Genomic DNA, 18,578 nt, shown 5'->3' on the forward strand with positions numbered 1-18,578 from the left:
CCCGCCGCGCCCGCCGCCGCCGCCGCCGCCGTCGCCGCGCCTGTGGCCGCTTCGGCACCGGCGGCGCCCGTGGTCGCCCCGGCCGCGCCGAAACCGACACCTGCACCGGTAGCGGAACCCGTCGCCGAAGACGATCTGCCGCCGTGGCACCAGGCCGGCAGCGACGAGCGTGATGAAGCGTTGGCGGTGGAACTGGCCAGCCCCGACGCCGCCATGGCCGCGCCGTGGGAAGCCCCGCCGGCACGCGCGCCCGCGCCCGTCCAGGCGGTGGCACCCGCGCCGCGCCCGCAGGGCATCGCCATCAGCCCGTCGCCCGCGGCCGGCAATGCCGGGCCGGTCGCGCTGGCCTCGGCTGAAACCTGGCTGGAACTGGTCGCCCAGAGCCAGCTGAATGGTCCGTCGCGGCAGCTGGCCGCGCATGCGGCCTTCATCGGGTTCCAGCACGGCGTCTTGAAACTGGCCGTATCGCCCGGATTTGAGTACCTGTGTTCGGACCGTTCGCTGGCGGCCCTGACCGAGGCCCTGTCGGGCCCGCTCGGGATGACCCCGAAGATCGTGATCGAACATGGCAACGCCGAGGCCGAAACGCTGCACCAGCGTTCCGACCGCCAGCGTGGCGAACGACAGCAGGCGGCCGAAACCGCCTTCATGGCCGACCCGTCGGTGCAGCTGCTGATCCAGCAGCATGGCGCCCGGGTCGTGACCGATTCCATCCGTCCTTTTGATGAGTAACACGACATGCGCGGCAACATCGCCCAACTGATGCAGCAGGCCCAGAAGATGCAGGAAAACCTGCAGAAGGCCCAGGAAGAACTCGCCAAGCTGGAAGTCACCGGCACTGCCGGCGGCGGCATGGTCAGCGTGACCCTGACCGGCGCCAAGGAGTGCCGCAAGGTGCGCATCGATCCGTCGATCCTGTCCGATGCGGAAATGACCGAAGACCTGGTCGCAGCCGCCTTCAACGACGCCTCGAACAAGATCGATGCCGAATCCAAGAACCGCATGGGCTCGGCCACGGCCGGCATGCAGCTGCCGCCCGGCATGAAGCTGCCGTTCTAAGCGTGAGCCTGCCCCTGCTCGAACAGCTGATCGAGGCCTTCCGGGTACTGCCCGGGGTGGGTCAGAAGACCGCCCAGCGCATGGCCTACCACGTGCTGGAGCGCGAGCGCGAGGGCGGCAAAAAGCTGGCCGAGGTCCTGGCCAAGGCGATCGAGCGCATCGGCCATTGCGCGCAGTGCCGCGATTTCAGCGAAACCGAAATCTGCGCGGTGTGCGCCAATGGCAGCCGCGAACGCCAGCAGCTGTGCGCGGTGGAATCGCCGGCCGACCGGCTGGCCATTGAAACCGCCACCGGGTTCCGCGGCGTGTACTTCGTGCTGCAGGGGCGGCTGTCGCCGCTGGACGGCGTCGGCCCGCGCGAACTCGGCCTGGACCAGCTGGAAGCACGGCTGGGGCAGGGCGAGGTGCAGGAGCTGATCATCGCCACCAGCGCCACCGTCGAAGGCGAGGCCACCGCGCATTACCTGGCGCAGCTGGCGCGCGCCCACAAGGTGCGGCCCAGCCGGCTGGCGCAGGGCCTGCCGCTGGGTGGCGAGCTGGAATACGTGGACCGCGGCACGCTGTCGCACGCGTTCGGCACCCGTACCGAAGCAACCTGACCACCGGCGTTGCCGGCAACCCTCAAGGTGACCCCATGTCTGAAGACACCCTGTTCGGAAAGATCATCCGCCGCGAAATTCCGGCCACCATCGTCTACGAAGATGACGAGGTGCTGGCGTTCAAGGACATCGCGCCGCAGGCGCCGGTGCACGTGCTGTTCATTCCCAAGAACGAAGCCATTCCCACGCTGGACGACGTGCAGCCCTCGCAGGCGCACCTGATCGGCAAGCTGGCGCTGGCGGCGGCAGCGTACGCACGCCGCGAGGGCTTCGCGCAGGATGGCTACCGCATCGTCATGAACTGCCGCGAGCACGCAGGGCAGACGGTGTTCCATATCCATCTGCACCTGTTGGCCGGCGCCCCGTTGGGGCACTTCGGTACGCCGGGTGCATGAAAAAAAATCGCCCCGAAGGGCGATTTTTTTTACCACCAACCCCAACCGCGGTAGCCCCAGCCGGGACCCCAACCCGGGCCCCACGGGCCATACGGATAGACCGGCACCACATCCACCTGGCGCTGTTCCGGCCACAGGTAGATCACGTCGGCCTCCAGCTTGGGCAGGCGGTACTCGTAATCGCCGATGCGGGTGTTTTCGTAGCCGGCGATCTTGCCGATGAAGGTCACGTCGCGGCCTTCCTCGAACACAGCCGGATCGTAGAAGCCGGCACGGCAGGCCACGAAGCGGCCATCGCTGGCGTCGTTGGAACTGGTGTTCGGGCGGCCGCTGCCATTGAGCGGGCGCGACAGCAGCTGGAAGCAGGTCTGACCCTGGCCCGGGGTGGTTTCGATGATGCGGCCGCCCCAGCGGACCGGCGTGCCCACCTGCTGGGTGGCGACCGAATCGCGTGGGCTGACCACGCTGAACTGCCCCTGCAGCGGTTTGGGGGCCGTGGCACAGGCGGCCAGCGCCAGCGACGCGGCAAGGGGAAGCAGGATCTTGACGTTCATGAGGTTGCTCCGGTGGACGGGCGATGCCTGTGCAGGTCACGCACGAGTGAAGGGTCGAGCTCAGCGCCAGCGTAGCGCGCGTGAACGAAACGCTGGCTGAGCGGAATCAACGCCGGGTCGGGACGTTGCCGGTGGACGCGCTGCGCCCACTCCGTGGCGGTTTCCGCAGGTTCCCGGGCCAGGCCATGCCGCGCGTAACGCCGCCCCAGCCGGTGCCAGGCCCGCAGCAGGGGATCGCGCTCGCGCTCCCCTCGGGCCAGCAGCCATGCCATCCAGCCTAGCGCGCCGCCTGCGAAGGCAATGAAAATGCCAACCAGCTGCGCCGGCTCCAGCTTGTCGATGCCAAGGGGACGCAGCAGCTGCTGCTGGCGGTTGGCGTCGAAGGACAGCACCAGGTCGTTCCAGCTGCGGCGCAGGAAGTCGCCCACCTGGCCCAGCTGCAGCCAGCGGCCTTCCAGGGTGGTGCCGGCGCCGTCGCCCAGGCGGTCTTCCAGCGTGTCATAGATGCGCTCGGGGGCGACCGCCGCGGTCGGGTCCACCCGCACCCAGCCGCGCTGCGGCAGCCACACTTCGGCCCAGGCGTGCGCATCCATGCGCCGCACCACGTAGTAGTTGCCGTAGGGATTGCGCTGGCCGCCGGCAAAGCCGGTCACCACCCGTGCGGGGATGCCGGCGTTGCGCATCAGCACCACGAACGAAGAACTGAAGTGCTGGCAGAAGCCGGCCTGCTGGTCGAACAGGAACTCGTCCACGCTGTGCCGGCCCGGTGCCGGCGTTGAAAGCGTGTACGCGAAGCGCGAGCGGATCCAGTCCAGCGCCCGCGCCACGATGGCCGCATCGTTGCTGCCCGCCTCCTGCCGCCACTGCCGCCCCAATGCTGCCGTGCGCGGGTTGAGGTCGGGCGGCAGTTGGAGTGCCAACTGCCGCTGGAACGCGCTGAGCGGCTCGGTGTATGCCGACGCCGGTGCCGACTGCAGGCGCCACCGGGTGAGTGCCGACAGGTTGCGATCGCTGCGCAGGCTGTAGGTGCCATCCAGCGTGGTGCCGGCCGGTGCCTGCAGGGGCAGGTCCAGCGCCACCAGCTGGCGGCGGTCGGTGGGCTCGTAGTCGATCTGGTAGTCCCAGCGCGCCGCGCTGCGGGTCACCGGCGGTGGCGGGCGTCGCTCGCTGTAGGGATCGCGGTCCCAGCGCCGACCGTCGAAGCGGGTCATCACCGGCCCGCGCCAGTAGCGCTGCTCAGGCGGGGGCGCGGCACCGATGAAGCTCACCCGCAGCGCGGTGGCATCATCGGCCATCAGGTCCAGCCACTCGGAGGGTTCCATGTGGTCGGACAGGCCGGGCTTGCCCACCGCGCGGTCCGGCAGCCCCCACAGCGGCTCGCTCAGTCGCGGGAACAGCCAGAACGCGGCCAGCGCCAGCGGCAGGCCCAGCGCCACCAGCTTGCCCACCCCGCGCAGCTGTTCGGCCAACGCGGCGCCGGGCGCATGCCCTTCCGCGCGCGCCAGGCGCTGCAGGGTGAGCAGCGTGGCCAGCGCCGCCAGTACCGCCAGGCCCATGGTCAGCGGGCCCTGGTCGAGCAGGAACGCAGCGAACGGGGCGAACAGCGCAAAGCCCAGCAGGCTGCGCGCATCGCGCAGGCTGCGCAGCTCGCTGGATTTCAGTGCCAGCATCGCCGCGAGCAGCGCACAGCCGGTATCGCGGCCCGGGCGGGCGCCCATCTGCCAGTAGATCGCGGCCAGCATGCCCAGCACCAGCAGCACGCGGACCGGACCGGGCAGCACGCGTTGCCCGGACGCCAGTGCGGTGAGCACCGCCGCCACGGCGAACACGCTGGCCAGCAGCGGCGGCAGCTGCAGCAGCAGTGGCACCAGGGCCAGCGCCGCGCTGGCCAGGGTCCAGCGGCGGGCGGCGGGTGACAGCAGCGGGGCGGAAGGGTCAGCCATGCGGCATCAGCGCCAGTGCGCGTTGGCAGAGGTGGTGGTGGCTGCTGCCCTGGCCGGGACCCAGCGCCGGTTGGCCGGGGAGCTGCAGCGTGTAACGGCGGCCTTCGCGTTCGGCCAGGTCGACCCAGCGTGCCAGCCGCGAGATCTTCATTTCGAGCGGCAGTGGACCCATCTGCCGCCAGTCCAGCAGCACGTCTACGCCCAGCGGCCTCTCGTACTCGCGTACCAGCAGCGTGTCGCGGCGTGCGGAGTGCTTCCAGGAAATGCTTCGCTGCGGGTCGCCCGGCCGGTAGGGGCGCAGCTGGTGCAGTTCATCGCCACTGGCATGCACGCGGGTGTGCAGCGGGTCGCCATCGCCCTCGGGCAGCGGCGGTGGCTGCTGCTCGGGCGCGGCGTAGACCAGCAACGGCGTGTCGGGCCACACCCATGACCATGCCCGCACCAGCCCCAGTGGCTGGGTGGTGGAAATGCGGATGCGGTCCACGTCCAGCCAGCCGCGACGCGTGGTGGGCAGCAACAGGTCCACTTCGATCTGGTCGGTATCCACCAGGTGGCCGTAACCCTGGCTGTCGCCCAGCGCCAGCACCAGGCCGCGGCGCACGCGGGTATCGGCACGCGACAGGTTGATGCGCAGGCGCAGCGTGGCGCCGGCCACCACCGGTTCGGCCGACACCGCATCGATCTGCAGGCCCGACAACTGCAGGTGCGCGCTGAGCGCGCTGGCAACGGCCACCGTGGCCAGCAGCAGCGCCAGCAGCAACGCCGGGTTGTTGTTGTAGTTCAGCGCGCCCATCAGCATCGTCCCCAGCAACAGGGCCACGAACAGGCCGAAGCGGGTCGGCAGCACGTAGATGCGGCGGCGGTCCATGCGGCGCGGCAGGCTCTCCGGCTGCCGTGGCCGGGCCATCAGTACCAGCCTGCGCCAGCGGTCTCCCCAGCCGCTGCGCACTCAGTCCACCGGAACGGTCTGGAGGATGGCGCGGGCCAGCGCCGGTCCGGTGCTGGCCTCGGCTTCGGGCACCAGCCGATGTCCGGCCACCGCGATGAACAGCGTCTGCACGTCTTCGGGCACCACGTGGGTGCGGCCCAGCAGCAGGGCATGCGCCTTGGCCGCACGCAGCAGCGCCAGCCCCGCGCGCGGCGACAGGCCGACCCGCACACCGGCGTGCTGGCGGCTGCGCGCCAGCAATGCCTGTACGTATTGGATCAGCGCTTCGCTGGCGTGCACCTGGCTGACCGCCTCGCGCAGGGCACGTACCTGGTTGTCATCCAGGCAGGCGGTGGCCTGTGCGATCAGGTGGCGGCGGTCGGTGCCGCGCAGCAGCTCCCGTTCGGATTCGGGGTTGGGATAGCCCAATGCAAGCCGCAGCAGGAAGCGGTCCAGCTGCGAATCGGGCAGCGGGAACGTGCCCGAAAGATCCACCGGGTTCTGGGTGGCGATCACGAAGAAGGGATCGGGCAGTGGATGGGTCACGCCATCAAGGGTGACCTGCTGCTCGGCCATCGCTTCGAGCAGCGCGCTCTGCGTACGTGGCGGCGCGCGGTTGATTTCATCGGCCAGCAGCACATGCGTGAAGACCGGGCCGGGATGGAACTGGAACTGGCGACTGGCCGCCTCATAAACCGAGACGCCGAGCACATCGGCGGGAAGCAGGTCCGAGGTGAACTGCACGCGCTGGAAACCCAATCCCAGGCTGGACGCCAGCGCGTGGGCCAGCGTGGTCTTGCCCAGGCCGGGCAGGTCCTCGATCAGCAGGTGCCCACCGGAGAGCAGCGCGACAAATGCCAGGCGGACTTCATGGGCCTTGCCCAGCACCAGCCCATTGACCTGGTCCTGTGCGTTGCGCAGGGACTGTCGCAGTTCTTCGGGTAGCATGGCGGGCACGCGGGGCGAAGTATCCATGTTCGTCTCGTGTCGATGATTCCTTCGATTCTATAGAGCAATGCAGGGCGAACAACGCGCACGCACAATTTTTTTGGTGTTGTGGACGCTCATCACGGCCGTCAAGCTCGTGGTGGCCGCGCGTCTGCCCCTGTTCGTGGACGAAGCGTTCTATTGGCAGGAAGGCCAGCACCTGGCCGCCGCCTATTCCGATCTGCCCGGGCTGACCGCGTGGCTGGCACGCCTGGGCGTGGAGCTGGGCGGCAACCACGTGCTGGCACTGCGCCTGCCGTTCCTGGCGATCGGCGCGATGCTGCCGTGGCTGGTCTCACGCATCGCTACCCGCTGGTTTGGCGCGGTGGCGGGCTGGCAGGCAGGCAGCCTGACCGTGTTGATGCCCCTGTCGGCCACGCTGGGCATGCTGGCCGTGCCCGATGTGCCGATGGCGCTGGCGGCGGTGCTGTGCCTGGATGCCGGCGCGCGCCTGCTGCGCAGCGTCGATGCGGCGGCGGCGGTGAAGCTGTCGTTGGGGCTGGTGATCGGCGCGCTGAGCCATTACCGCTTCATCGGCGTGATCGTGGTCGGTTTCATTGCCCTGCTGCTGTTGCCGCAAGGGCGGCGCACGCTGCGTGATCCGCGCGTGTGGGTCGCGCTGGCGGTGGGCGTGATGGCCTGGCTGCCGCTGCTGGCGTGGAATGCCGACAACCAGGATGCCGGCCTGAAGTTCCAGGTGGTCGAACGCCACCCGTGGGCATTCCAGTGGAGTGGCCTGTGGTTCCTGGTGATCCAGCCGATGCTGGTCACGCCGATCCTGTGCATCGCGATGTGGAAGGTGGCGCTGGCCGGCACCCGTTCCGGCGGTGGCGCGCGCGCGCAGTGGCGCTACTTCGGCCTGGTGGGTGCGGTGTCCACGCTGGCGATCTTCGCACTGGGCTTCTTCACCGACGTGGAGCGCATCAGCTTCCATTGGCCGCTGCCTGGCTACCTGGCGCTGCTGGTGGCAGTGCCGGTGGTGCTCAATGGCTGGCCGCGCTGGTTGCGCCGCACCGGCTGGTGGCTGGCCGGCGCAGGGCTGGCACTGGCGTTCTCGTATTACCTGGTGGCCTCCAGTCCGGGCCTTCGCGAGCAGCTGGCCGGCGACAAGTATTACCCGCGCAATTTCGCCGGCTGGGCGCCGTTGGCCGATGAGGTGCGCCAGGAGCTGGCGGGCATGCCGCCGGGCACGCGCGTACTGGCCGGCAACTTCAAGGTAGGGGCCGAGCTGGGCTTCCAGCTGCGCGATCCGCGCATCGAAGTGCTGCGCCACCCGCTCAACGACAAGCACGGCCGCACCGCGCAGCTCGGCCTGTGGGGCCTGCTGCACGATGGCCAGCGCGATGGGCCGATGCTGCTGGTGCTTTCGCCCAGTGACCAGCGCTACCGCGACCTGCTTGAGCGCTACCACGACATCTGCGCGCAGGTGGGCCCGTTGCCGCCGCCGCGCGTGGTCAGCCAGGACCATGGCTACCAGCGCTTCCTGCTGTTCAAGCTGCCCGCGCAGCGCATCGAGGGTCCCTGCGTGACCCCGGCCATGGCCTGGGTGGATGCGCCCCTGCAGGATGAGAAGGTGGCCGAGCGCATGGAAGTGCGCGGGTGGGCGTTCAAGGACGGCGTAGGGCTGTCGCGCGTGGAGCTGTTGATCGATGGCCAGCCGGTGGGCGATGCGGTGTACGGCCGCGCGTATGACATCACCGCCGCGTGGAAAATCTCCACCGATCCCCAGCACCCGCGCGTGGCCTTCGATGCCACGCTCGACACCCGCCAGCTCGCGCCGGGCAAGCACTGGCTGGGCATGACGCTGTATGGCAACGATGGCAGCGTGGAGCAGTGGCAGGAACAATCCTTCATCGTCCCCGCGCGCTGACCGGGCCGGCATTTTTCACGGAAGAAGAGATCCATGCGCGACGCGTTGCCTGCTGCTGCCTTTCCCGCTGTTGCCGTACCTGCCACCACTGAATCGCGCGTTCTCGCACGGTTGACCCGCCTGCTGTGGTGCAGCGCGCTCGCGGTCACCGTCGTGGGCCTGGCGGCCATGGCATGGCTGGCGCCGCGCGTGCTGTATGCCGACCCGTGGCGCTTTACCCAGAGCCTGCTGGAGCTGCCGTGGCCACGCAACGTGCTCGCCTCGGACAATGGCCACCGCGAGATCCTGCCCAACCTGGTGCGCTACGCCGAACTGGTCTGGCTGCAAGGCAACCAGTGGCTGCAGATCATCACCGGCATGCTGTTGGCCGTGCTGTCACTGGCGGGCATGGCCTGCATCCTGCGTCGCGATGCGGCGGCGCCGGTGGTGCGTGCTGCGGGCGTGCTGACAGCGGCGTTGTCGCTGTTCTGGGTGGGCAGCCAGCGCGTGCTCACCCACGCCAATGAAACCGTGCATGCCTACCTGATCACCGCGCTGCTGGTTGCCGGCGTTGCGGCGCTGCTGCGGGGTGGTTGGCGGGGTGTCGCGATGGCGGCGCTGTGCGGGATCGCCGCCACGTTCTCATTCGGCAGTGGCGTGGCGGTATTCGTCGGCTTTGCGGCGGTGCTGGTCGTGCGCCGCGCGCCGTGGCAGCACTGGCTGGTGCTGGCCGCCGGCGCCGCGTTGGCAGTGGGCGTGCACCTGGGCATGGGCAACACCGGCATGCGCAGCGATATCGTACTTGCGCCGCTGCGCCAGCTGGACCTGCTGCTGCGTTGGCTGGCGTCGCCCTTCATCTACGCGGCGTGGCCGCTGCTGGACCCGGCCATTGCGCAGCAGTTGCCGGTCGCACCGCTCCGCGCCACTGCCGTGGGTGTGGCCAGTGGTTATCAATCGGTGTTCGGCCCGGTGATGGGCGCGCGCTGGCCGCACCTGCTGCTGGGGCTCGCCGGGGTGTCAACCCTGCTGGCCATGAGCTGGCAAAGCTGGCGGCGCGGCCGTACCGCCAGTGCCGGTGAAGTGGTGGCGTTGGCCCTGGCGTGGTTCGGGCTGGCCGTGGGCGGGCTGATCGCGCTGGGGCGGATGGGCTACTTCTTCGACTACCCCGACCAGCTTTCCGCGCCGCGCTACGTGCTCTGGTCGTGGCTGTTCTGGTGCGGGCTGGTGCTGTGGGCGGTGGTCCGCATCGGGCCGCGCCGCCCACGCCGCACCGCCGGCCTGGCCCTGCTGATGACCCTCGCGCTGCTGCCCAGTACGGTCTGGATGGGCATGCTGGGGCTGGGCATGCAGCGCGTGGCGTCCGCCACCGCTACCGCCGTGGCGGCCGGCGTCGTTGATCCGGCCCAGCTCCATGGCGAAACCGTGCTGAGCGAACTGCGGTCCGCGCTGCCGGTAGTGCGGGCGCAGCGCATCTCGATGTTCGCTTGGCCGGAAACCCGCTACCTGCAGGGCGAGCGGGCCGGCCTGGCCGGCACGGGCGTGGCCATTGGCGGTGCCGCCCTGGTCCCGGTCGAAAATGCGCTGGGCGGCCCGGCCTGGCGCATCGACTTCGATGCCGACAGCAGCGCCAAGCGGCTGGTCCTGCAGTGTGGTGAGCGCCCGGTGGGGCTCGCTCTACGGGCCGGTGGGCGCTGGATGGGCTGGGCCACCGGACCGCTTGAAACGGACTGCCTGGTCGCCCTTCAGCTGCGCTGAGGGCCTGTCAGGGCAGGGTGTAGCCGGCCTGGCGCAGCAGCCCGCCGAGGGCGATCAGCGGCAGGCCGATCAACGCGGTCGGGTCGCGGTTGTCGATCGCCTCGAACAACGTGATGCCCAGCCCCTCGCACTTGAAGCTGCCGGCGCAGTCCAGCGGCTGCTCGGCCGCCACGTAGCGGGCAATCTCGTCCGCGCCCAGTGCCCGGAAGCGGACCTCGGTCAGGTCGCAGGCCTCCAGCATCTGGTCATCGCGGACCAGGCAGATCGCGGTATGGAAGGCCACCGTCTGCCCGGACATCGCCGCCAGCTGCGCGTGCGCCCCGGGCACATCGCCGGGCTTGCCCAGCGGGGCCCCGTTCAGGTCCGCGACCTGGTCCGAGCCGATCACCCACCGCCCCGGGTGGCGGGCGGCCACCTCGGCGGCCTTGGCCCGCGCCAGCCGGACGGCCAGCGCACGCGGCGCTTCGCCCGGCGCCGGGGACTCGTCCACCGTCGGCCGCGCCGTCTCCAGCGGCAGGCCCAGCCGCTCCAGCAGTTCACGGCGGTAACGGGAGGTGGAGGCCAGCAGCAGGGGAAGCATGCGACAATACCGGGGTGACAGGGGTGGGCGGCACTCTACCGCAGGCTCCCGTGTCGCGGGTAATTGACAACCGCCGGCGGCATCCTTAACATTCAGCGGCTTATGTCCGCGAACGTGCCCGAATTGCTGGATGCCTGGCGGATGGTCGCAGCACGAAGGTGCTTCGACGGTCAGGTAGAACTGGCAGAAATGACCCGCCTGCAAGGCCTTGTTGCCGATACCGAGGGCAAGTGCACGTTTGCGCTTGAATTCGGCCACGACGACATCCTGCGGGTATCCTATGTGGACCTGACCATCGATACCGCGCTGCCGCTGATCTGTCAGCGCAGCCTGCAGCGCTTCCTGCTGCCGGTGTCGGTCAAGCAGCGGCTCGGCCTGATCCGCAGCGAAGACGAAGAGTCGTCGCTGCCGGAAGAGTACGAGGCGATGCTGGTGCCCGAAGACGGCAGCCTGCGTCCGCTGGATCTGGTCGAGGACGAACTGGTCCTGGCCGTGCCGGTGGTGCCGCTGTCGCCCGAGGGTGAAGCGGTGGACCGGGACTGGGCACCGACCGAAGAAGAACAGAGCAAGGCCAATCCGTTCGCGGCATTGGCGGCGCTGAAGAAACAATAGCAGCCGGATTGTCGTCGGCGGCTGCGGCGAAAGCGAAGACTGTGCTGGGCGCTGGCGTCCTGCGCGACGATACGACGAAGCAAAAACGAACCGAGTTTGGAGCAATCCCATGGCTGTGCAGAAATCCCGTGTTACCCCGTCCCGCCGCGGCCAGCGCCGTTCGCATGACGCCCTGAGCGCCAAGCAGCTGTCCACCGACCCGACCACCGGCGAAGTGCATCTGCGTCACCACATCACTGCTGACGGTTTCTACCGCGGCAAGAAGGTGATCACGACCAAGTCGAACTCGGCCGTCGAAGAAGATTGATCTGTGTGAGGGCCGCTGCCCGGTCGGGCAGCGGCCTTTACCCTTTCTTCCGTTACAGGAAATGCAATGAGCAAGCGGATCTACTCGAGGATCGCGGGCACTGGTAGTTACTTGCCCGAAAAAGTGTTGACCAACCAGGATCTGGAGAAAATGGTCGACACCAGCGATGAGTGGATCCAGACGCGCACCGGTATCCGTGAGCGGCACATCGCCGCCGACACGGAAACCACCAGCGACCTCGGCTACCACGCCGCGGTACGTGCGTTGGAAGCAGCCGGTATCGACGCTTCCCAGCTGGACATGATCGTGGTGGGAACCACCACCCCCGATCTGATCTTCCCGTCCACCGCGTGCCTGATCCAGGCCAAGCTCGGTGCGAGCGGCTGCCCTGCCTTCGACGTCAACGCCGCCTGTTCGGGCTTCGTGTTCGCGCTGGGCGTGGCCGACAAATTCATTCGTTCCGGTGATGCACGCCATGTGCTGGTCATCGGTGCGGAAACCCTGACCCGTATCGTCGACTGGAACGACCGCACCACCTGCGTGCTGTTCGGTGATGGCGCGGGCGCCGTGGTGCTCAAGGCCGACGAAGACACCGGCATCCTGAGCACCCACCTGCATTCGGATGGCAGCAAGAAAGAGCTGCTGTGGAACCCGGTGGGCGTCTCGGCCGGCTTCGGCGAAGGCGAGCAGGCCCGCGGCGCGATCCTGATGAAGGGCAACGACGTGTTCAAGTACGCCGTCAAGGCGCTGGACTCGGTCGTGGATGAAACCCTCGACGCCAATGGCATGACCAAGGCCGACCTGGACTGGCTGATTCCGCACCAGGCCAACCTGCGCATCATCGAAGCCACCGCCAAGCGGCTGGACATGTCGATGGACCAGGTCGTGGTCACCGTGGACAGGCACGGCAACACCTCCTCCGCTTCGGTGCCGATGGCGCTGGACGTGGCGGTGCGCTCGGGCAAGGTGCAGCGCGGCCAGCTGCTGCTGCTGGAGGCCTTCGGCGGCGGCTTCACCTGGGGTTCGGCGCTGCTGCGTTATTAATACGTTAATCGGTTCACACGAAACGGCCCCGATGGGGCCGTTTTGCATTTCTGGAGGTGTGTCATGGTCGAACCCATTGTCATCGACGGCCAGCGCGCCTGGCTGAAGCAGTACGGTGAAAGCAGCCGCGCGGTCGCGCTGGGCCTGCTCAATTTCGTGGCCAACCGCTTCCAGCTGGACGCGCTGCGCCCACCGCCGCACCGCGGCGGTGACGCCGCCCGGGAAACCGAAGCGCGGCGCCTGGCCGAACTGCAGGCGCAGGGGGTGAACGTGCCGCACGTGATCGGCAGCGGCCATGCCTCGCTGGTGCTGGGCGACAACGGCAGCTCCTTCAACACCTGCCTGCGCCAGGCCGACGATGCCGGCCGCGACGCACTGGTGTCGGCGGCGATGGAGGCCATCGTGGCCGCCCATGCCAAGGGCGCCTATTTCGGCCAGCCACTGCCGCGCAACCTGACCTGGGATGGCCGGGCCATCGGCTTCATCGATTTCGAGGAAGATCCGCTGGAAGTGATGGACCTGGCCCAGGCCCAGGCCCGCGACTGGCTGATGTTCGGCTATGGCGTGGCCAAGTACTACGAACACCGCCCCGAGCAGCTGCAGGCGCTGATGGCCGCGGCCATGGATGGCGAAGACGCCCCGGTGCTGGCGCATGCGCACGAGGTTTCCGGCCGGCTGCAGCGCCTGGCCCGCTACAGCATGAAGATGGGGCGCTCGGCGCGCGCGCTGGCGCACGCCATCTTGATCGTGCACGGGGCGACGACGCTGGGCATGTTGATGTTGGTGGCGATCTGCTTTGATTTCTTCAGCGATGGCGACCTGGACATTCTGCAGCTGTTTGTTTGAGGGCGTGCCGACCAACGGTCGGCACCTGCCGGGGGCTGGTCAATACGCGCCAGTACAGACGAAGCGCGGTATTCCCCCTTATCATTCGCCGTTCGATTTTTGCAGGCGGAACTCCGCGTGACCGATTCCAATCTCGCTTTCGTGTTCCCCGGCCAGGGCTCGCAGTCGCTGGGCATGCTGGCTGAACTGGCTGAACTGCACCCGCAGGTGCGTGAAGCGTTCACCGAAGCCTCCGATGGCGCCGGCGTGGACCTGTGGGCGCTGTCGCAGGGCGGCCCGGAAGAGATGCTCAACCGCACCGAGTACACCCAGCCGGCCCTGCTGGCCGCCAGTATCGGCGTGTGGCGTGCATGGCAGGCCGTGGGCGGTGCCCAGCCGACCGTACTGGCCGGGCACAGCCTGGGCGAGTACACCGCCCTGGTGGCCGCCGGCGCACTGTCGCTGCGTGACGGCGCGCACCTGGTGCGCCTGCGCGGCCAGCTGATGCAGGACGCCGCCCCGACCGGCGTGGGCGCCATGGCCGCCGTGCTCGGCGCCGAAGACGCCCTCGTCAAGGAAGTCTGTGAACAGGCGTCCGGCAGCCAGGTGGTGGTGCCGGCCAACTACAACTCGCCCGGCCAGATCGTCATCGGCGGCGATGCCGCTGCCGTCGACCGCGCCTTGGCGCTGCTGGCCGAAAAGGGCGTGCGCAAGGCCGTGAAGCTGGCCGTCAGCGTGCCCTCGCACACCCCGCTCATGCGTGAAGCCGCCAACCGCCTGCAGGAAACCATGGCTGGCCTGGACTGGCGCGTGCCGGCCTTGCCGGTGGTACAGAACGTGGATGCCCGCGTGCACGACGGCATCGATGCCATCCGCACCGCCCTGGTCCAGCAGTTGTACTTGCCGGTGCAGTGGACCGGCTGCGTCGAAGCCCTGGCCGCGCGCGGCGTGACCCGTGTGGCCGAATGCGGCCCCGGCAAGGTGCTCAGCGGCTTGATCAAGCGCATCGACAAGGGCCTGGATGCGCGCACACTGTCCACGCCCGCCGACTTCGAGACGGCCCGCGAGACCTGGGCCGCCTGATGACTTTCGACCGCGTTCGCCACGTGCCAGCCCCCGGGCCGGCGCTGCGGACCGGTCCCGTTCGAGGAAACTGAGCATGAGCAAGCCCCTTCAGGGTGAAATCGCACTGGTGACCGGCGCCAGCCGTGGCATCGGCGCGGCGATCGCCGATGCACTGGCCGCGCAGGGCGCGACCGTGATCGGTACCGCCACCACCGAATCCGGTGCTGCCGCCATCGGCGAGCGCCTGGCTGCCGCAGGCGGCCACGGCCGCGCGCTGAACGTGACCGACCCGGCCGCGCTCGAGGCCGTGCTGGACGGCATCGCCAAGGAATTCGGTGCCATCACCATCCTGGTCAACAATGCCGGCATCACCCGCGACAACCTGCTGCTGCGCATGAAGGACGAGGACTGGCAGGCCATCCTCGACACCAACCTGACCAGCGTCTTCCGCACCTCCAAGGCCGTCATCCGCGGCATGATGAAGGCGCGCAAGGGCCGCATCATCAACATCGCCTCGGTGATCGGCGTGACCGGCAATGCCGGCCAGGCCAATTACGCCGCGGCCAAGGCCGGCATCATCGCCTTCTCCAAGTCGCTGGCCAAGGAAATCGGCTCGCGCGGCATCACCGTCAACGTGGTGGCGCCGGGCTTCATCGATACCGACATGACCAAGGCGTTGCCGGAAGAACAGCGCACCGGCCTGGTCAAGTCGATCGCCCTGGAACGCTTGGGCGAGCCGTCCGACATCGCCAATGCGGTGGCGTTCCTGGCCGGTCCCTCGGCCAGCTACATCACCGGCGAAACCCTTCATGTGAACGGCGGCATGTACATGCCGTAAGCATGTGGTGCAGGGAATGCACCGCAAGTGGTTGATCTGAATGGAATTTTGCAGCGATGCAAGGCGCCTTCGGTTTCCACTACACTATCCCACGGCCATCGCCACTTGATGGCGTCACTTTTTGAACCACTACTCCATCTGGAGCGATATCCAATGAGCACCATCGAAGAACGCGTCAAGAAAATCGTCGTCGAACAGCTTGGCGTCAAGGAAGAAGAAGTCACCACCAGCGCATCGTTCGTCGATGACCTGGGCGCCGACTCCCTGGACACCGTTGAACTGGTGATGGCGCTGGAAGAAGAATTCGAGTGCGAGATCCCGGACGAAGAAGCCGAGAAGATCAGCACCGTCCAGGCTGCGATCGAATACGTCAAGGCTCACGTCAAGGCGTGATGTCGGGCGGCTTGCGCGCGGTAGTGGTGCTTACCGCCACCGCGTGCAGCAAACCCATGGGGCCGCGCTTGCGGCCCTGTGCTTTTGAGCGTTACACCGCGTCAACCCCGCACTACCCGGGTCAGGAGAATCTGCAATGAAGCGTCGCGTCGTCGTTACCGGCATGGGCATGGTCTCGCCGTTGGGCAATGATCTGGCCACCAGTTGGAAGGGCATCACCGAAGGCCGTTCCGGCATCGGCCCGCTGACCAACGTTTCGCAGGCTTACCTGGACCGTTTCACCACCAAGATTGCAGGTGAGGTCAGGGACTTCGACATCACCGCCGACAACGAACAGTTCGGCAAGTTCCGGGTCAGTGGCAAGGATGCCAAGAAGATGGACCCGTTCATCCATTACGGCCTTGGCGCCGCCTTCATGGCCTTGAACGATTCGGGCCTGGAGATCACCGACGGCAATGCCGAACGCATCGGCGCCATCGTCGGCGCGGGCATCGGCGGCCTGCTGGGCATCGAGGAACAGACCATCGAGTTCCACGAGGGCAAAAAGATCTCGCCCTTCTACGTGCCCAAGACCATCATCAACATGCTCCCCGGTCAGCTGAGCATCATCACCGGGTTGAAGGGTCCGTCGTTCTCGGCGGTGTCGGCCTGCGCCACCTCGAATCATTCCATCGGCACCGCCATGCGCATGATCCAGTACGGCGATGCGGACGTGATGGTGGTGGGCGGCGCCGAGCGCGGCTCCTCGCCGACTGCGCTGGGCGGCTTCTGCGCCATGAAGGCGATGAGTACCCGCAACGACGCCCCGGCCGAAGCATCGCGCCCGTGGGACAAGGAACGCGACGGCTTCGTGCTCGGCGACGGCGCCGGCATCCTGATCCTGGAAGAGTACGAACACGCCAAGGCGCGTGGCGCACGCATCTACGCCGAGCTGGCCGGTTTCGGCGCCAGCTCCGATGCGTACCACATGACCGCCCCGAGCGAGAACGGCGAAGGTGCCGCCCGCTGCATGACCATGGCCCTCAAGGATGCCGGCGTTACCCCGGACCAAGTGGGGTACCTCAACGCGCACGGCACCTCCACGCCGCTGGGCGACCTGGGCGAAACCATGGCCATGAAGACCGCCTTCGGCGACCACGCCTACAAGATGATGGTCAGCTCCACCAAGTCGATGACCGGCCACCTGCTCGGCGCCGCCGGCGGCGTGGAAGCCATCTTCTCGGTGCTGGCGCTGCGCGACAACATCATTCCTCCCACCATCAACCTGCACGAAGCGGGCGAGGGCTGCGACCTGGATTACGTGCCCAACACCGCACGCGAGGCCAAGGTGGATGTGGTGATGTCCAACGGCTTCGGCTTCGGCGGCACCAACGGCACGCTGGTGTTCAAGCGCGTCTGAGCGCGCCACCCAACGTCACCGCACCGGGCCGCCATCTTGGCGGCCTTGGTGTATCTGGCCCCCGCACTTACCTTGGTTGCCCTGCCATGTTCCAGACCCGCCTGCTGCCCGACACCACCGACCTGCTTGCGCTGCAGCGACTGGCGCCGGAGCGTTACCCGCTGCTGATGGAATCCACCGCCTCGGGCACCGCGCAGGGCCGCTGGGACCTGCTGCTGATGGGCAACGGTGAATCGCTGGCGTTGCACGCCGATGGCGTGGTGCGCGACCACGTCGGTGCCGCGCACGCCGGCAGCTTCCTCGACGTGCTCGATGCGCACTGGCAGTCCCTGCGTCTGCCGCGCGAAGAAACCGGCCTGCCGTTCCGGGGCGGCTGGGCACTCATGCTCGACTACGAACTGGCCGGCCAGATCGAAACCGTGCTCCACCTGCCGGCGCGCGCCGACGGCCTGCCCAGTGCACTGGCCCTGCGCTGTCCGGCCGCCGTGCTGCACGACCGCGTGCTGGGCCAGTTCCACGCCGTGTGCGAAACCGACCACGCCGCCCAGCTCGACACCCTGCTGCAGGACCTGGCGGCCACCGCCACGCTGCCGCCGCTGCCGCAGTGGCAGCCACCGGCGCAGATGGAAGAGGACGCGCCCACGCGCTTCACCGACGGCGTGGGCAAGGTCATCGACTACCTGCGCGCCGGTGATGTGTTCCAGGTGAACCTGTCGCGGCGCTGGGTCGCGCATTTCGATGACACGCTGTCACCGCAGGCGCTGTACGCGCAGCTGCGCGTGGCCAACCCGGCGCCGTTCGCCGGCCTGTTCATCGCGCAGGGCAGGGCAGTGGTGAGCTCCTCGCCGGAGCGCCTGGTCTCGGTGCATGGCGATGACGTGCAGACCCGCCCGATTGCCGGCACGCGCCCGCGCTTCGCCGGCGACGACGATGCCGAACGCATCCGCGAACTGGTCGGCCACCCCAAGGAACGCGCCGAACACGTGATGCTGATCGATCTGGAGCGTAACGACCTGGGCCGCATCTGCACCGCCGGCAGCGTGGAAGTGGATGAGCTGATGAGCGTGGAAAGCTACGCCCACGTGCACCACATCGTGAGCAACGTGCGCGGCCGCCTGCGCCCGGGCGTGAGCCCCGGCCAGGTGATTGCCGCCACCTTCCCCGGCGGCACCATCACCGGCTGCCCCAAGGTGCGCTGCATGCAGATCATCGCCGAGCTGGAACAGACCGCGCGTGGCGCCTACACCGGTGCGTTCGGCTGGCTGAACCGCGATGGCGACCTGGACCTGAACATCCTCATCCGCACTGCCGAAGTCGCCGGCACCCACGCCGCCTTCCGCACCGGCGCCGGCATCGTGGTCGATTCGGATCCGTCCAGGGAGCTGGACGAAACCCGCGCCAAGGCCCGCGGCCTGATGCGCGCGCTCGGCCGCCAGGAATGAGCCA

20 protein-coding genes are annotated in these 18,578 nt (G+C 68.3%); 15 read left to right on the top strand and 5 right to left on the bottom strand.

Translation table 11 applies throughout. The annotated features are described in order from the left end of the window. From SOM39_RS14225 to SOM39_RS14240, 4 genes are all read left to right on the top strand, one after another. On the top strand, window positions 1-732 hold a 732-nt coding region (locus SOM39_RS14225; protein ID WP_320458699.1), incomplete at its 5' end, for a DNA polymerase III subunit gamma/tau C-terminal domain-containing protein. A 6-nt stretch (window positions 733-738) separates the two neighbouring features. After that, the gene (locus SOM39_RS14230; RefSeq protein WP_068849611.1) at window positions 739-1,059 is read left to right on the top strand and encodes a YbaB/EbfC family nucleoid-associated protein; all 321 of its coding nucleotides are present in this window, start codon (window positions 739-741) and stop codon (window positions 1,057-1,059) included. Window positions 1,060-1,061: 2 nt separating this feature from the next. Continuing rightward, complete coding sequence (gene recR, locus SOM39_RS14235) at window positions 1,062-1,658, top strand: recombination mediator RecR (RefSeq protein WP_093533261.1); 597 nt, start codon at window positions 1,062-1,064, stop codon at window positions 1,656-1,658. A 35-nt stretch (window positions 1,659-1,693) separates the two neighbouring features. Beyond that, window positions 1,694-2,053, top strand: a complete 360-nt coding sequence (locus SOM39_RS14240; protein WP_320458700.1) for a histidine triad nucleotide-binding protein — start codon at window positions 1,694-1,696, stop codon at window positions 2,051-2,053. 29 nt (window positions 2,054-2,082) lie between these two features. Here the strand turns inward: SOM39_RS14240 and SOM39_RS14245 are convergent, their stop codons facing one another. Genes SOM39_RS14245 through SOM39_RS14260 form a run of 4 tightly spaced genes read right to left on the bottom strand, consistent with a single transcriptional unit; the run spans window position 2,083 to window position 6,453 of the window. Beyond that, entirely contained in the window at window positions 2,083-2,607 is a 525-nt protein-coding gene (locus SOM39_RS14245) for a Slp family lipoprotein (protein WP_068849617.1), read from the bottom strand. Then, window positions 2,604-4,550: a transglutaminase TgpA family protein gene (locus SOM39_RS14250; protein WP_320458701.1), complete on the bottom strand. Its 1,947-nt coding sequence runs from the start codon at window positions 4,548-4,550 to the stop codon at window positions 2,604-2,606. The genes SOM39_RS14245 and SOM39_RS14250 overlap by 4 nt, the downstream gene beginning before the upstream one ends. Next, window positions 4,543-5,457 (bottom strand): DUF58 domain-containing protein, encoded by a 915-nt coding sequence (locus SOM39_RS14255; RefSeq protein WP_306989673.1) that lies wholly within the window; start codon window positions 5,455-5,457, stop codon window positions 4,543-4,545. The genes SOM39_RS14250 and SOM39_RS14255 overlap by 8 nt, the downstream gene beginning before the upstream one ends. 42 nt (window positions 5,458-5,499) lie before the next feature. Continuing rightward, on the bottom strand, window positions 5,500-6,453 hold the full coding sequence (locus tag SOM39_RS14260; RefSeq protein ID WP_306989671.1) for an AAA family ATPase: 954 nt from the start codon (window positions 6,451-6,453) through the stop codon (window positions 5,500-5,502). 40 nt (window positions 6,454-6,493) lie between these two features. On the opposite strand from SOM39_RS14260, the gene SOM39_RS14265 reads away from it, so the two are divergent. Then, on the top strand, window positions 6,494-8,335 hold the full coding sequence (locus tag SOM39_RS14265) for an ArnT family glycosyltransferase (RefSeq protein ID WP_320458702.1): 1,842 nt from the start codon (window positions 6,494-6,496) through the stop codon (window positions 8,333-8,335). A 33-nt stretch (window positions 8,336-8,368) separates the two neighbouring features. Next, window positions 8,369-10,069, top strand: a complete 1,701-nt coding sequence (locus SOM39_RS14270; RefSeq protein WP_320458703.1) for a hypothetical protein — start codon at window positions 8,369-8,371, stop codon at window positions 10,067-10,069. 7 nt (window positions 10,070-10,076) lie between these two features. On the opposite strand, the gene SOM39_RS14275 is transcribed toward SOM39_RS14270, so the two are convergent. After that, window positions 10,077-10,649, bottom strand: a complete 573-nt coding sequence (locus tag SOM39_RS14275; protein ID WP_320458704.1) for a Maf family protein — start codon at window positions 10,647-10,649, stop codon at window positions 10,077-10,079. A 102-nt stretch (window positions 10,650-10,751) separates the two neighbouring features. Here SOM39_RS14275 and SOM39_RS14280 point away from each other — a divergent pair, with 102 nt between their 5' ends. The 9 genes from SOM39_RS14280 to SOM39_RS14320 all read left to right on the top strand — a co-directional run bounded on the left by SOM39_RS14280 (window position 10,752) and on the right by SOM39_RS14320 (window position 18,574). Then, window positions 10,752-11,261, top strand: a complete 510-nt coding sequence (locus SOM39_RS14280; protein WP_068849627.1) for a YceD family protein — start codon at window positions 10,752-10,754, stop codon at window positions 11,259-11,261. A gap of 109 nt (window positions 11,262-11,370) precedes the next feature. Beyond that, window positions 11,371-11,568, top strand: a complete 198-nt coding sequence (gene rpmF, locus SOM39_RS14285) for a 50S ribosomal protein L32 (protein WP_068849629.1) — start codon at window positions 11,371-11,373, stop codon at window positions 11,566-11,568. A 66-nt stretch (window positions 11,569-11,634) separates the two neighbouring features. After that, window positions 11,635-12,612, top strand: a complete 978-nt coding sequence (locus SOM39_RS14290) for a beta-ketoacyl-ACP synthase III (protein ID WP_068849631.1) — start codon at window positions 11,635-11,637, stop codon at window positions 12,610-12,612. Window positions 12,613-12,675: 63 nt separating this feature from the next. Continuing rightward, window positions 12,676-13,458 (top strand): serine/threonine protein phosphatase, encoded by a 783-nt coding sequence (locus SOM39_RS14295; protein WP_320458705.1) that lies wholly within the window; start codon window positions 12,676-12,678, stop codon window positions 13,456-13,458. Between the two features lie 117 nt (window positions 13,459-13,575). Continuing rightward, window positions 13,576-14,520 (top strand): ACP S-malonyltransferase, encoded by a 945-nt coding sequence (gene fabD, locus SOM39_RS14300; RefSeq protein ID WP_320458706.1) that lies wholly within the window; start codon window positions 13,576-13,578, stop codon window positions 14,518-14,520. A 76-nt stretch (window positions 14,521-14,596) separates the two neighbouring features. Beyond that, entirely contained in the window at window positions 14,597-15,340 is a 744-nt protein-coding gene (gene fabG / locus SOM39_RS14305; RefSeq protein WP_184124992.1) for a 3-oxoacyl-ACP reductase FabG, read from the top strand. A 153-nt stretch (window positions 15,341-15,493) separates the two neighbouring features. After that, on the top strand, window positions 15,494-15,733 hold the full coding sequence (acpP, locus tag SOM39_RS14310; RefSeq protein ID WP_320458707.1) for an acyl carrier protein: 240 nt from the start codon (window positions 15,494-15,496) through the stop codon (window positions 15,731-15,733). A gap of 136 nt (window positions 15,734-15,869) precedes the next feature. Continuing rightward, window positions 15,870-17,132 (top strand): beta-ketoacyl-ACP synthase II, encoded by a 1,263-nt coding sequence (gene fabF, locus SOM39_RS14315; protein ID WP_068849639.1) that lies wholly within the window; start codon window positions 15,870-15,872, stop codon window positions 17,130-17,132. Between the two features lie 86 nt (window positions 17,133-17,218). Further along, window positions 17,219-18,574, top strand: coding sequence for an aminodeoxychorismate synthase component I (locus SOM39_RS14320; RefSeq protein WP_320458708.1), 1,356 nt, complete (start codon window positions 17,219-17,221; stop codon window positions 18,572-18,574). Window positions 18,575-18,578 lie beyond the last annotated feature (4 nt).

The organism is Stenotrophomonas sp. CFBP8994, assembly GCF_034044835.1.
Taxonomy (GTDB): Bacteria; Pseudomonadota; Gammaproteobacteria; order Xanthomonadales; family Xanthomonadaceae; genus Stenotrophomonas; species Stenotrophomonas rhizophila_A.

Bases quoted from the DNA above. Each gene is read 5' to 3' on its own strand.
- SOM39_RS14230 (WP_068849611.1), top strand. From the start codon at position 739: ATGCGCGGCAACATCGCCCAACTGATGCAGCAGGCCCAGAAGATGCAG.
- SOM39_RS14240 (WP_320458700.1), top strand. From the start codon at position 1,694: ATGTCTGAAGACACCCTGTTCGGAAAGATCATCCGCCGCGAAATTCCG.
- SOM39_RS14245 (WP_068849617.1), bottom strand. From the start codon at position 2,607: ATGAACGTCAAGATCCTGCTTCCCCTTGCCGCGTCGCTGGCGCTGGCC.
- SOM39_RS14250 (WP_320458701.1), bottom strand. From the start codon at position 4,550: ATGGCTGACCCTTCCGCCCCGCTGCTGTCACCCGCCGCCCGCCGCTGG.
- SOM39_RS14255 (WP_306989673.1), bottom strand. From the start codon at position 5,457: ATGGCCCGGCCACGGCAGCCGGAGAGCCTGCCGCGCCGCATGGACCGC.
- SOM39_RS14260 (WP_306989671.1), bottom strand. From the start codon at position 6,453: ATGGATACTTCGCCCCGCGTGCCCGCCATGCTACCCGAAGAACTGCGA.
- SOM39_RS14265 (WP_320458702.1), top strand. From the start codon at position 6,494: ATGCAGGGCGAACAACGCGCACGCACAATTTTTTTGGTGTTGTGGACG.
- SOM39_RS14270 (WP_320458703.1), top strand. From the start codon at position 8,369: ATGCGCGACGCGTTGCCTGCTGCTGCCTTTCCCGCTGTTGCCGTACCT.
- SOM39_RS14275 (WP_320458704.1), bottom strand. From the start codon at position 10,649: ATGCTTCCCCTGCTGCTGGCCTCCACCTCCCGTTACCGCCGTGAACTG.
- SOM39_RS14280 (WP_068849627.1), top strand. From the start codon at position 10,752: ATGTCCGCGAACGTGCCCGAATTGCTGGATGCCTGGCGGATGGTCGCA.
- rpmF (WP_068849629.1), top strand. From the start codon at position 11,371: ATGGCTGTGCAGAAATCCCGTGTTACCCCGTCCCGCCGCGGCCAGCGC.
- SOM39_RS14290 (WP_068849631.1), top strand. From the start codon at position 11,635: ATGAGCAAGCGGATCTACTCGAGGATCGCGGGCACTGGTAGTTACTTG.
- SOM39_RS14295 (WP_320458705.1), top strand. From the start codon at position 12,676: ATGGTCGAACCCATTGTCATCGACGGCCAGCGCGCCTGGCTGAAGCAG.
- fabG (WP_184124992.1), top strand. From the start codon at position 14,597: ATGAGCAAGCCCCTTCAGGGTGAAATCGCACTGGTGACCGGCGCCAGC.
- acpP (WP_320458707.1), top strand. From the start codon at position 15,494: ATGAGCACCATCGAAGAACGCGTCAAGAAAATCGTCGTCGAACAGCTT.
- fabF (WP_068849639.1), top strand. From the start codon at position 15,870: ATGAAGCGTCGCGTCGTCGTTACCGGCATGGGCATGGTCTCGCCGTTG.
- SOM39_RS14320 (WP_320458708.1), top strand. From the start codon at position 17,219: ATGTTCCAGACCCGCCTGCTGCCCGACACCACCGACCTGCTTGCGCTG.